Origin of the sequence: Bartonella sp. AP40SXNS (assembly GCF_042195825.1) — a bacterium.
GTDB lineage: Bacteria > Pseudomonadota > Alphaproteobacteria > Rhizobiales > Rhizobiaceae > Bartonella.
Genome location: NZ_JBHIPB010000007.1, coordinates 112,036 through 125,769 on the forward strand (window position 1 = coordinate 112,036; position 13,734 = coordinate 125,769).

Annotated in this window: 10 protein-coding genes and 1 pseudogene; all 11 read left to right on the top strand. The window is 37.2% G+C overall.

What is annotated here, in order from left to right:
• Positions 1-14 precede the first annotated feature (14 nt).
• Positions 15-1,262 (top strand): aminopeptidase, encoded by a 1,248-nt coding sequence (locus tag ACFILZ_RS06415; protein ID WP_375610529.1) that lies wholly within the window; start codon positions 15-17, stop codon positions 1,260-1,262.
• A gap of 279 nt (positions 1,263-1,541) precedes the next feature.
• Positions 1,542-2,417 (top strand): bifunctional DNA-formamidopyrimidine glycosylase/DNA-(apurinic or apyrimidinic site) lyase, encoded by an 876-nt coding sequence (gene mutM, locus ACFILZ_RS06420; RefSeq protein WP_375606811.1) that lies wholly within the window; start codon positions 1,542-1,544, stop codon positions 2,415-2,417.
• Between the two features lie 85 nt (positions 2,418-2,502).
• Positions 2,503-3,897 (top strand): M20/M25/M40 family metallo-hydrolase, encoded by a 1,395-nt coding sequence (locus tag ACFILZ_RS06425; protein ID WP_375610528.1) that lies wholly within the window; start codon positions 2,503-2,505, stop codon positions 3,895-3,897.
• Entirely contained in the window at positions 3,890-4,510 is a 621-nt protein-coding gene (locus tag ACFILZ_RS06430; protein WP_375606813.1) for a ribonuclease D, read from the top strand. The genes ACFILZ_RS06425 and ACFILZ_RS06430 overlap by 8 nt, the downstream gene beginning before the upstream one ends.
• Before the next feature lie 1,369 nt (positions 4,511-5,879).
• Positions 5,880-6,260 carry a hypothetical protein gene (locus ACFILZ_RS06435; protein WP_375610527.1) on the top strand — a complete coding sequence of 127 codons (381 nt, stop codon included), beginning with the start codon at positions 5,880-5,882 and terminating at the stop codon, positions 6,258-6,260.
• A 1,474-nt stretch (positions 6,261-7,734) separates the two neighbouring features.
• Positions 7,735-8,568: an outer membrane protein gene (locus tag ACFILZ_RS06440; RefSeq protein ID WP_375610575.1), complete on the top strand. Its 834-nt coding sequence runs from the start codon at positions 7,735-7,737 to the stop codon at positions 8,566-8,568.
• A 340-nt stretch (positions 8,569-8,908) separates the two neighbouring features.
• Positions 8,909-9,745, top strand: coding sequence for an outer membrane protein (locus ACFILZ_RS06445; protein ID WP_375610526.1), 837 nt, complete (start codon positions 8,909-8,911; stop codon positions 9,743-9,745).
• Positions 9,746-10,307: 562 nt separating this feature from the next.
• Positions 10,308-10,448 carry a hypothetical protein gene (locus ACFILZ_RS06450; protein WP_375606816.1) on the top strand — a complete coding sequence of 47 codons (141 nt, stop codon included), beginning with the start codon at positions 10,308-10,310 and terminating at the stop codon, positions 10,446-10,448.
• Between the two features lie 338 nt (positions 10,449-10,786).
• A complete protein-coding gene (locus tag ACFILZ_RS06455; protein ID WP_375610525.1) occupies positions 10,787-10,918 on the top strand; it encodes a hypothetical protein in 132 nt (43 codons plus the stop codon).
• A gap of 183 nt (positions 10,919-11,101) precedes the next feature.
• The gene (locus tag ACFILZ_RS06460; RefSeq protein WP_375610524.1) at positions 11,102-11,989 is read left to right on the top strand and encodes an outer membrane protein; all 888 of its coding nucleotides are present in this window, start codon (positions 11,102-11,104) and stop codon (positions 11,987-11,989) included.
• A 650-nt stretch (positions 11,990-12,639) separates the two neighbouring features.
• A pseudogene (locus ACFILZ_RS06465) lies at positions 12,640-13,734 on the top strand (hemagglutinin repeat-containing protein); the annotation flags it as partial.

A 13,734-nucleotide genomic window follows, 5' to 3' on the forward strand; every position in this document is an offset into this window, starting at 1 on the left:
GAAGGGTATTGGTAATGTACTTTGATATTCATGAGACAATTTCGCCTGAAATGCTTAATCGTCTTGCAGAAATTACAGTGAAAGTGGGGTTGAATTTACAAGAGGGGCAGGATCTTGTTTTAACTGCTCCAGTTTCAGCCCTCCCTTTTGTTCGGCGTATCGCATATCATGCTTATAAGATTGGTGCTGGTGTCATTACACCAATTTTTAGTGATGATATGTTATCACTTACACGTTTTGAAAATGCTCATACGGCTAGTTTTGATTGTGCTCCTTCTTGGCTCTATGAGGGAATGGCGAAGGCTTATGAAAATGGGGCAGCACGTTTAGCGATTGTTGGTGATAATCCTTTGCTTTTGTCCAATCAAGATTTTGACAAGGTTGCGCGTTTGAATAAGGCGACTTCGTTAGCTTACCAGCCTGCTCTTAAAAAAATATCTAATTTTGCTATGAATTGGTCGATTGTTGCATATCCAACAGCAGGATGGGCTGAGGCGATGTTTCCTTCTTTACCACTTAATGAGGCGATTAAGAAATTAGCAAATGCAATTTTTGCTGCTTCACGGGTTACAGATGAGGACCCAGTGCATGCATGGAGTGTCCATAATGCAGCTTTGAAACAACGGTCATCTTGGCTTAATGAGCAGCGTTTCTCTGCTTTGCATTTTACAGGACCAGGTACCGATTTAACAGTTGGTTTGGCAGATGATCATGAATGGCATGGTGGTGCATCTGCGGCTCAAAATGGTGTTGTTTGCAATCCTAATATTCCGACTGAAGAAGTTTTCACCACGCCTCATGCTCATAAGGTTGAGGGTTTTGTTCGTTCGACCAAGCCTCTTTCTTATCAAGGAGCACTGATTGATAATATTGAGATGCGTTTTGAAGCAGGGCGTATTGTTGAGGCTCGTGCATCAACAGGTCAGGAAGTTTTGCAACAGGTTTTGCAAAGTGATGAAGGGGCTAGTCGCTTAGGTGAAGTTGCTCTTGTGCCCCATTCTTCACCAATTTCTAAGAGTGACCTCCTTTTTTATAATACCTTATTTGATGAAAATGCTGCATGTCATATTGCTTTAGGGCAGTGTTATTCCAAATGCTTTTTAGATGGGGCATCATTGACGTCAGAAGAGATTGCAGCACGTGGTGGAAATAAAAGTGTCATTCATATTGACTGGATGATTGGTTCTGGTGAAATTGACATAGATGGCATTACCCAAGATGGTGTAAGAGTTCCTGTATTTCGTAAGGGTGAATGGACTTAATTCTGTTATGCTGTAAAACTTCGTCATTTAAGGTGGGGTGGTATGCAAGTCTCATTGATACGCTAAGTATTTTAGAGTGTGTGGTATATATTCAAGGCAGGGTTTGGCCATAAAGCCTTTAGTTAAATGACTCACATGAGTAGAAAGCCAAGTAAAATCCACTCATCAAGAATTTGTTTAGTAGATGTAGAGGAAGTCTTCGTTCTTTGAGGAGGGGGGGGGAAGAAGCCAATTTATCAGTCATACGATTGGAAAGTGTATAATTATTAAAGAAGAGTAATGCCTGAGCTTCCTGAAGTAGAGACAGTTCGTCGTGGACTTGAGTCCGTTGTAACTGATGCAAAGATAGTATCTGTCAAACTTAATCGTAGAGATTTGCGTTTTCCTTTTCCTGAGGCGTTTTCTGAGCGCCTTATCGGCAGAAAAATTATAGAACTTGGTCGACGTGCGAAATATTTATTATTTCATCTTTCTCATAATGAAACGATTTTAAGCCATTTAGGAATGTCTGGTTCATGGCGTATAGAGAATGACATTTTGAGAAAAGCTTTTTCAACGAGAAATAAATTGGTTAAGCATGACCATTTTATCATGGATATTCAGACAAGGGATGGTGAATTTTATCATCTTATTTATAATGATGTGCGTCGCTTTGGGTTTATGCTTTTAGTCGATACGGACAAGCTTTATGAACATCCGCTTTTAAATAAGCTAGGGCTTGAACCTATGAGTAATTCGTTTTCTGGTCGTTATTTACAAAAGGCTTTTGTTAATAAAAAAATGTCTCTCAAGGGCGTTTTACTTGATCAGTCTATTGTTTCGGGTCTTGGGAATATTTATGTTTGCGAAGCACTTTGGCGGAGTCGTTTATCTCCACAACGTAGTGCATTTACATTGGCATCAAAAACGACACGTGCACGTGAATTTGCAGATTCTTTAGCACAAAATATACGCAATGTGATTTCTGAAGCCATTTTGTCCGGTGGCTCTTCTTTACGTGATTATATGCATATAGATGGTTCACTTGGTTATTTTCAACACGCTTTTTCAGTTTATGGACGAGAAGGCAAGGAATGTTTGGAATGTGGAACGCCTATTATACGTATTTTACAGGCTGGGCGTTCAAGTTTTTACTGCTCACAGTGTCAAAAATGAATAAGGTGTCTTGCAAAATCCTACAAGAGGCTTAAAGTCAGGTTCTTACAATTATACGAATATACGAGGCTTGAGAGGTTTTTTTATGTTGAATAAAGTATTAACACATCTTGATGAGAATATAGGAAAGAGCCTTGAACGCCTTTTTTCTCTTTTACGTTTCCAATCGATTTCTACAGACTTGGCTTATAAGGATGAATGTCGTAAAGCAGCTGATTGGTTGGTAGAAGATTTAAAAACAATAGGTTTTGAGGCTTCACGGCGTGATACACCAGGTCATCCAATGGTTGTTGGACATCATCCAGGGCCTTCAGATGATTGTCTGCATGTGTTATTTTATGGACATTATGATGTTCAACCTGTTGATCCATTAAATTTATGGGAAGATGATCCATTTAATCCTTCATTAAAGGAAAAAGATGGAGAAAAAGTTATTTGTGCTCGTGGCGCTTCAGATGACAAAGGTCAGCTCATGACCTTTGTTGAGGCATGTCGTGCATTTAAGAAAGAAACGGGGCAACTTCCCATTAAGGTTACTGTTTTATTTGAGGGAGAAGAAGAAAGTGGTTCTCCTTCTCTTGTTCCTTTTTTAAAAGAAAATAGGGATGAACTTAAGGCTGATTGTGCATTGGTTTGTGATACAGCAATGTGGGATGCCGATACACCATCTGTTTGTATTGCTCTTCGGGGTATTTTAGGAGAAGAGGTTACGATTACAGCAGCCGATCGTGACTTGCACTCTGGTGCTTATGGAGGGGTAGCTGCTAACCCTATTCATATTTTAACAAAAATCTTAGCAGGACTTCATGATGACAATGGTCGTGTAACGCTTCCAGGTTTTTATGATGGAGTTGAAGAAACACCTTCACAGATTTTGCAATCATGGAATGCCCTGAATTGTACTGCTGAAAATTTTCTTGGTCCTATAGGACTTTCCATTCCTGCTGGTGAAAAAGGACGGAGCATTTTAGAACTTGTATGGGCGCGTCCTACAGCAGAAGTTAACGGGATTAGTGGTGGTTATGAAGGAGAAGGAATAAAAACAGTTATTGCTTCTCAAGCGAATGCGAAAGTATCTTTTCGTTTAGTGCATAAGCAAGATCCAGAGAAGATACGCCAAGCTTTCCGTCATTATGTGTGCGGTCTTATTCCTGCTGATTGTACTGTTGAATTTAAGGTGCATGGTGGTTCTTCTGCAATTCAAATTCCTTATGATTCACCTTTTATCAAGGCCGCAAAAGAAGCTTTGTCGCAAGAATGGAGCAATCCTGCTATACTCGATGCTATGGGGGGATCAATTCCGGTTGTGGGAGATTTTCAGTCAATTCTTGATATGGAATCTGTTCTGGTTGGATTTGCATTATATAATGATCGTATTCATTCTCCCAATGAAAAGTATAATTTAAAATCGTTTCATAAGGGGCAGCGGTCTTGGGCGCGTATTCTTGCAGCTTTAGCAAATAGGAGGGTAAATGGCTGAGATTCGTGTTCATCAAGGTGATTTACCAAACTTAGACAATTATAAAACTGATGCTATTGCGATTGATACCGAAACTTTAGGCTTACAACCGCATCGTGATCGTTTATGTGTTGTGCAGCTTTCTTCCGGAGATGGTACTGCTGATATTATACAAATTGCTAAAGGACAAAAGAGTGCACCTAATTTGGTCAAGCTTCTTGAAGATAACGCGGTTACCAAAATATTTCATTTTGGGCGTTTTGATCTTGCTATTTTAGCGCATACATTTGGTGTTATGCCAGAAGCTGTTTTTTGTACAAAAATTGCTTCTAGACTCACGCGTACTTATACGGATCGTCATGGCTTAAAAGAAGTTTGTAATGAATTGCTGAATGTGAATATTTCTAAACAGCAACAATCTTCCGATTGGGCAGCAGAAACGTTATCACAGGCACAAATTGAATATGCTGCGTCGGATGTGTTATATTTGCATCGTTTAAAGGTTATATTTGAAGAACGTTTAAGACGTGAAGAGCGAGAAAATGTTGCCAAGGCATGCTTTCAATTTTTGCCTATGAGAGCTAGGCTTGATCTTTTAGGATGGGCGGAAGTTGATATTTTTGCGCATAGCTAACTTTAAAATTGGCTTTTAAATGGAGTTAATTATTGATGTGAGAGGGCAAAATGCTTGTACATTATGGGCATTTTATCCTCTCATCTTTTCTGATAAGAATTATAATAAATTCTTAAGTGCTATTTCATTTGAAATTTAGGCAATAAAAGTACTTTTGCATTCATATTTTTTATTTTTGTAACAGCTTTTATTTGAAACAAAGCAATTTTGAGGAGAGGCTGGAAATATACGGTAGGTTGGAAGACTTAAATCTCTGCAACCGGTATACAGCCTAATTGGGGGAGAATATGAATGTGTAAATGTAAAAACCAAATCTCATCTTTACCATCATTTTTAATTCTGCTTTACGACTTTCAAAAGTATTTAAAGCAATGTCTGTTAAATAATAGAGATTACGCATTGCCTCATGCTTTTGTTTCTCATGTTTTTAATGGATTTACGTTTTTCGTGTAAAACAGAACGCCCTAAACGGAATATGTTTGTGTTGCTAATTCATGTGCTTTTTTAAAGAAACCGGCACCAAAGTCCATTTTACAGGGGCGCTTATGAATGGTATAACGATAAAGCCTCCAATACCAATATAAAATCTATTGAACACTACCATCTTACGCTTATAGAGTTAACAAGCTGCTACTATCACACATTTTGCCAACACCCAATTTTGCGATAACCCTTGGCACTAGAGACGATTCATAAAAGGCATTTTTAGTCCTTTATTGTACAGTTTCACTCCACATAGGCTTCCCCACTTGTAATGTACAAACAAATGGTTTTGGTTGATTCAACATGAGGAAGATTTGGAATGAAAGGGTTTTTATGGTATTCGGAGTTCTAATTTAATCTGGATAACGATATATTATCATTATAAATAAATATGTTATATGATTAATATATAAAGACAACCATGATTATACTGAACAATGCAAAGAACGACACCTAGAAACAAATTAGCAAGGAATATGCTTTTACCAAATTAAAATGTTATAATAACTTTTGCGTTTAAATGGCCTCATAAGATAAAACTTCTTTTTTCAAGAGTCTTATCCATATATCAACCTCATTTATGACATGTAAGCGAATAATTTTGCTTAATGTATCATGAGCGAATTTAAAATAAGATAATCTTATGATACTGAGAGCACTCATTCGATAGGGGGAAATTATAAATCAATATGTTGATATGACATTTGTGTATTTTATTCTCCCTAGACGATATTTTGTGCTTTTATGCATTGCCAAACAAGTGATTTCTATGTTTGTAAAGTGGGGCAATTTGCATTTATTTTAAAATTAAAATGTTTCAAAGCTTTGTTTTTTGAGGATTCTCACTTTTTATCTATAAACATGCTATTTTTTCTGGAAATTTGCAATGAAGACACTAGGTAAAATCCATTATGGATATTTCTACGAGGTTAAATTTATGAACATAAAATATTTTATGACAACTTTTGCTACGTTTGCTTCAATCTCTGTAGCTCAGGGTGCTTCTTTCTTGTCTTCTCAAAAGTTAATACAGGACATATCTGCGATTGTTCCTCCTAGAGATCTTTTTTCTAGTGAACGGTCTAGAAAGATCTTATCAGAAGTTTTTCAAAGAAAACCTTCTTGCAGAAATAACAGCGAATGCATAACAGCAGCTCAGTTAGTACTTGTGTTACATTCTGGTAAAGAAAGAGGTCATTATCCTAAAAAAAGATCAGGGAAAAGAGGACGACCAAACCTATTTGCACGAGGTCCAATGAGTTATTAAAAAGTAAAAAACAACATCAAGAGGTCTAACGTATGATCGGGAATTGAAGAGAGGAGATATTTTTTATCATTTGAAAAGTGGAGGAGCAGTTGTTCGCAAAGGTTATTATAACTGTCTACGGAGGTGGTGAAGAGTACTATTTTGAAAAGATATGGGGAAGTGGATTTCGGTGCAAGAATACTCTATATAATGGCAATCGCTCGTTACAAAATTCATGGATTTGGATAAATATAGCCTCCGGATTTTGGGTTGCGCTATTATGCTGTAAATACTGTCATTTTAAGCGTGACTATACAGTGCATATCAAACTCCTTGATAAGAGTGTTTTTAGAATAGGGCTTGTTCAGAGGGAGCATTTAGTTAAGTGAATCACATGGGGAAGGAGCTAAGAAAAATTCTTTCGACAAGAAACTAAGCTGTTTGCAGAGAGGATTTGAGAGGATACTTCATCAAAATCAAGTGAAAAAACAAAAATGTTAAACTTTTGATCTTTTATGGTATGCTTCGACTACAGATATAAAATATTCATTTGTCTATGATTCAAAATATCAGATATTTTTTCTGCCAAATTCATGATTTTTAAAGCAAGGTGTGGTTTGAAAACTTTAAGAAAGATTTTTCATTTTTTCAGCTCTAAGGATATTTCTATATAAGTTTTAATGTTTATCATACCGGTTGTCTGTCTTTAGGCATTTTTTTCAATTTAGTCTTGTAAAGAAGTATGAAATGATAGCCTACAAATAATGCTGAAGTTCTGGAAAAGATTTTCTAGAAAGTTAAGCAGAAGCGTAAGTATTTCAAAAAATAATAAATGCCTAATTAAAACAAAGAGCATGTGTGATGAAATTGCATGTAATTTTGTTGCAGTCCATAGGGTAGTGGAGATCTTGTTTTGTGCGATACAAGCATTCTTTACAATGATGAAAAAACAATCAAAGAGCTATTCACATTTTGTTATGCGAACGATGAAGCTAAAAACGTTGTTTGTATGAATTTAAATAGAACGGTTGCATTTGGCTGTTCTCAATATTTTAACAGTTCTCGCTATTTTTGATATTGAGAGTATTCATAGGTGGCATTTTAGCCTTTAATAGTTTTATTTATCCACACACATTTGCTCTTTTGTGATGTGCAGGGGAATGGTTTTCGTTATTTTAATATAAATGAGAGCATCTTCAATAGTGCAGGTGAGCTATAAAAGACAATCTTTCATAGCCATAGTACATGCTTTACACGGAGGGTTCTGTGACGCAGTTTTTTGCAAAATTTATAAAAGAGAGTAAATGTGACAAGAGAAAATCATTTGTGCAGTGGCATAGTTTAATTCTTATTTATTACAGATCAAGCAATTAAGGGTGCTTTGATTGGCTTTTTGTTTTTTTTATAAGTGTATCATTTTTGCTACAGATATCTGAAGATGGGGCTCTATATGAAATGGTGTGTTCAAATAAATATTCAGCTATGGAGAGAAAATATGAATATGAAATGGTTAATAACAGCTTCTGCTTTCGCTTTTGTTTCAGCTTCAGCATCACAAGCAGCAGATGTTATTGTTCCCCCAAGTCCAACACCTGTTGCTCCCGTTATTGTTGCTCCAACTTTTTCTTGGACAGGTTTTTATGTTGGGGGCCAGATTGGTGGTTTTTCGGGTAAAACGAAAATGGATATTCTCAGTAACGGAAAAAAGATTCCAGTGCCTGATGACCTTTTGCCTAAACTCTCTGGTTTCATGGGTGGTCTTTACGCAGGTTCCAACGTTGATCTTGGTAATGGCCTTATTCTAGGTGTTGATACAGATATCATGTGGTCTAATAAAGATGACACGAAGACAGGAAAAACATATGTCATTGCCCCAGAACACATCAATTATATTAACAAGGTATTAAAAGACGCTGCAATTAATATTGGTAAAGATGCGCTTAAACCTGGCGCTAAACGAACCCACAGTTTCACTTTTAAAGAAAAGTGGGCTGGTGCAACGCGCGTGCGTATTGGTTTTGCAGCTGAACGCATTATGCCTTATGTTGCTGGTGGTATCGCTTATACACAGCTTCAAGATAGTGCGTTGATTTCAATAACAGATAAAGATTCAGACAAAGTAATCGCTTCTGGTACTCTGTCTGATGAAACAAAGACCCTTGTTGGTTACACCCTTGGTGCTGGTGTTGATTTAGCAATGACCAATAATATTATTGTACGTGCGGAATATCGTTACTCAGATTTTGGTAAAAAGAAATTCTCAAATGATAAATATGAGACTTCTTACAAAACCAATGATTTCCGTGTAGGTGTTGCTTACAAATTTTAACAGATGGTAAGTTAAATAACGAAGAGGCTCCGTCTTTGACAGAGCCTCTGTTATTTTCTGTTGCTATATTATCACACAACACATAATTTATTGTGGATATGAAAAGATATTCTTCAGGTTTTTTAAAAAAATATTATTCATAAGCAATAAACAATAATTATATTTAAAATCAATAAGTTATTACATTATACAGCTTACGGTTTCTCGTACAAAATCAAGCTATGAAGCATTTTTTTCTGGGATATGCCCTCCATTTTCTGTAACTGTATCATTTTTACTACAGCTTTTCTTTCTGTAATCTTGTAGCACTGTGCTCATAAATAAATTAGGAGCAAAGTTTATGAATATAAAATCTTTAGTAACAACTTCTGTTATCGCTATAGCAGCAGCTTCTGCAGCACAAGCTGCTGATGTTGTTATCCCTCGTGAAACAGCCCCAGCAGTCATCGCAGCAGCCCCTGCCTATTCTTGGACAGGTTTTTATCTTGGTGCTCAGATTGGTGGTCGTTCAATGAAATCTGACAAAAGTTCTAGCACTTTAGGTTGGCACGATCTTAAGCTTTCCGGTATGCTCGGTGGCCTATACACAGGTTACAATGTTGATCTCGGCAATGGTGTGATCTTCGGCTTGGATACAGATGTCTCTTTTATTGGTAAAAAAGACACAGTTGATTACGGTACATGGGATGTTGGAACAGCAGTTACTAAAACTGTTGAAGGTATTAATAACATCCTTACAGAAGCTAAGATCCCACTGAAAGATGGTTTACAAGTTAAAAAATTCGATAAATACACCGAAAGTGTTACTATGAAAGAAAAGTGGTCTGGTGCTACACGCGTTCGCATTGGTTTTGCTACTGATCGTATCATGCCTTATATCGCTGGTGGTGTTGCTTATACGCAGATTCAGGGCATTTCAGCAATTGAAGTGAAAAAAGCTAGTGATGCTGGTGATGATGCTAATAAGGTTATTGCTTCTGGTAACGTATATGATGAAAAAAAGACCCTCGTTGGTTTCACCCTTGGTGCTGGTGTTGACTTCGCAATGACAGACAACGTTTTGTTGCGTGCAGAATACCGTTATTCAGACTACGGTAAAAAGAAATACTTTAAAGACACAGCTGAACTTCAATACAAAACCAATGATTTCCGTGTAGGTGTTGCTTACAAATTCTAATTTCGTAAACAACGAAATAAACTTCCAAGAGGCTTTGTCAAAGACAGAGCCTCTATTATTTTCTGTTGTTATATTATTGCATACCCTATATTTGTTGGAGGTGTAAAAGATATTATTCGGATTTTCTTAAAAAGATTTTCATAAACGAGAGAAATAACTACGATGTAAAATCGATATCTTATGCATATTTATAACTTACAATTTCTTGTACGAAGTGAAGTTATGAAATGATTTTATCTTGGGTTCGTCTTTCATTTCCTATGATTGTATCATGTTGACTACAGCGTTTTTCTGTAGTTGTATAATACCTTTTTCCTAAATAAATTAGGAGCAAAGTTTACGAATATAAAATCTTTAATCATAATTTCTGTTATCATTATAACTACAGCTTTGCGACACAAGCTGCTAATGCTATTATTCTTGGTGAAGTAGCTCCAACAGGTATTGCTGCTCCTACTTTTTTTGAACAGGGTTTTATATCGGTGGTCAAGTTGGCAACTTTTCAAGCCAAGTTGTTCTATTTTATTTAGAGATAAAAGAGAAAACTCCATACAAATATGGATTGCCTAAACTTTCAGGTTTGATTGGCGGTTTTTATACAGGATCTAACTTTGATCTTGGAATTGTCCTCATCTTAGGTGTTGCAACAGATGCAGTTTGGGCACGACCGTGGAAACACAAAAACGCACTTAGAAGATCTTGAGGCGTATGAGATATAAAAATTTAGCCAAAATCTTATAAATGCTGGCGTTACTTTGGCTGATGCAGAAAAGCTTCACGATGATGATACAATAGTTTATAATTTTTAATGAAGAAGAAAAATGTTCTAGTTTAACATGGGCCCGTATTAGTTTTGCCGTTGCTAATCGTATAATACCTTATTTTGCAGATGGTATTGCTTATACGCAAATGTAGGGCATTTCCGCAATTGAAGTGAAAAAAGAGGCTGGCTGATAATACTGGTCAAGTGATCGCTTCTGATAATTTGCATGATGAAGACAAAGACGCTGGTTAGTTTCTACCCTAGGTATTGACTTTGCAATGACAGACAATGTTCTGTTGCGTGCAGAGCACCATTACTCAGACTTTCGTAAGAAGCAATTTGCAAAGGATAAGGATAAACTAGGCTATACAACCAATGACTTTCGTCTAAGTATTGCTTACAAGTTCTAATTTTGTCAAAAGTGCAATTATGAATACAAAGTATTAATAAAAAATTAAATTTCCAAAAGATCTTGACTTTTACAAAAGCGCTGTTTTCTCGAATTTTTATTTGTACAATTGTGACATTTTTACTACAGCTTTTCTATTTATAATCTTGTAAGGTCGTTTTATAGTTAATTTAGGAGCAAAATTATGAATACAAAATCTTTAATAGCAACTTCTATTGCTGCTTTAATTTCAGCTTCTGCAGCACAAGCTGCTGATGTTATCATCCCTCGTGAAACAACCCCAGCAGTTATCGCAGCAGCCCCTTCGTTTTCTTGGACAGGCTTTTATCTTGGTGGTCAAGTTGGTAACTTTTCGAGTAAAACTAAAGTAACTATTCCAGGAGAAGATAAAGAACTTGTCAAAAAAGATAACACACCTAGTCCTTCAGGTTTCATGGGTGGGATTTATGCCGGATCTAACGTAGATCTTGGAAATGGTCTCATTCTCGGTGTTGAAACCGATGCAGTTTGGGCAGACCGTGAAGAATCAAAAACAGCCCGTGAATTGACTCTTACTAAAGAAGATGTGGCATTTTTTAATAATGCCCTTGAAAAAGCTAAGGTTGAATTAAAAGATCAGCAACGGTTTGAAATAGGTGACAAGGTAACGGAAAAGCACAGTTATAAAGAAAAATGGTCTGGTGCTACACGCGTTCGTATCGGTTTTGCTGCTGTTGACCGTATTATGCCTTATGTTGCTGGTGGTATTGCCTATGCGCAGGTACAGGGCATTCAGTCAGTTGCAGGAAAAGGAGAGAGAGCTAAAGTTGAGCAGAATGCTGGCGGGGATAAAAATGTTAATGCAGAGAATAAGCAAAGCGTAGATTTGACGGGTGGTGCTTGGGCTGATGAAACGAAGACAATGGTTGGTTTTACTATTGGTGGTGGAGTTGATTTTGCAATGACAGACAACGTTCTTTTACGTGCAGAATACCGTTACTCCGATTTTGGTAAAAAGAAATTCGCCAACGATACACGTGAATTCAATTACAAAACCAATGATTTCCGTGTAGGCGTCGCTTACAAATTCTAATTTCCTAAAAATAAAATTATAAGCACAAAAAAATACGAAGGCCTCGTTTAACGGGGCCTTTATTTTATTAGCCCTCTATTTTAATCTCTCTTAATCTTCTATTTTTTATTTGTATCATTTTGTGCTATAAGACTGTAAAGAAGAAAGTTTTATATTATAGAGGGCGAATTGGTGGTATATATGGATTTTATAGCTACTGATTACATAAAATTTTATATCACGGCTATCATTTTACGCCTAAGTGGAAAGTATTTAATTAATCTCAGAAATAGGAAAAGATCATAACCAGTGACGAACTTTAGTCTACTTTTATATACCAGATTAGAACGAGCGTACTACATCTGTTGGAGTAAGTTCTGAAACGGGAATACAGCCTCATTGGGGAAGAATATAAAGTTACAAAGAGAAAAACTAGTTTCCAACTTTATCATCTTCTTTTAATTTAGCTTTACGATTTTCAAAAGCATTTAGAGTAATGTCTTTTAAATAATGAAAATGAAGATGACGCATTATCTTACGTTTTTGTTTATTGCATTCTTTTTATGGGATTATACTCCTCATGCAAAACAGAACGCCCCAACGGAATACATTTGTTGTTGTGTATTCACACATTTGTTTTAAAGAAATATTTTTCAAAGTATATCAATCCCACTTATGTATCTGGAAAAGATTTGAATATCTTAGGCTCTGATGTTCAAACAACGGATAAACTTGCTCTTGCAAGCTGAGAAGAATGTTTCGATTGATGCCACACGCAACAGTATGGACAATCAGAATGGGAGTGAAACATCTCATGTTGCTTTACACAATGGCTCTCATTTAAGTTCTGGAAAAGAGACCACTGTTCTCTCTGGAAAAGATATCCATATTGCTGCTTCCGATATAGATGCCAAGGGTAATGTTGCTCTTGGCGCCCAAGGGGAGGTAACAATAGGGGTAAGAAACGATGAGATGGAGTATCATCTTCGCACCAAAAACACGAAAGTGGATATGCAAGCCTCTCATGCCGTTGGCTCTTCGATAAAATCGGGAGGTGACACCACTGTCATTGCAGGGCAGGATGGCAAACCGCATGATCTTAGCATCACAGGCAGTTCCATTGCGGCTGATGGCAAGGTGGGGCTGAAAGCCAGCAACGATGTCCTGATCAATAATGCAGAGGATAGCTTACATTATGAGATGTCGTATCACAAAGAGGGTGGGGTGTTTAGTAGCAGCAAATCTGAGCATAACAAGATGGATGTGAGCCAAGTTGTGGGGTCAAGCATAACAGGGGGTGAAGGCATTGCCATTGATTCCGGAAACAACACGGAAGTTGTAGCCTCGACGCTCATAGCCGGTAAGGCAGAGGAAACGTCAGGAGAGAAAGCACCAGGAGATCAGAAACAAGCGGATATTACCATTCACTCTGGGGGAAAGATTGTCATAAAAGGCGCCCAAGAACACTTGGATCAGCAAGCACAATCGTCATCAAGTGGCTTTTTGCATGAGAAATCGTCCGATACATCTCAATCGCATACCACAACGGTCTCCTCTATCCTTGGGGCAACGGGCAACATTATCACACAATCAGATAAAGAGACCACAATCACGGCTTCTCATCTGCTTTCCGGTCAAGATATCAATGTGACAGCAGAAAATGTGACGATTGATGGCATGACAGATCACCATAAAAGCCATTCAGAGACCCATGAAACGGGTTTTGGTGTGGGATCAGGCAAGGGCTTTGTGTCGATATACGGGAG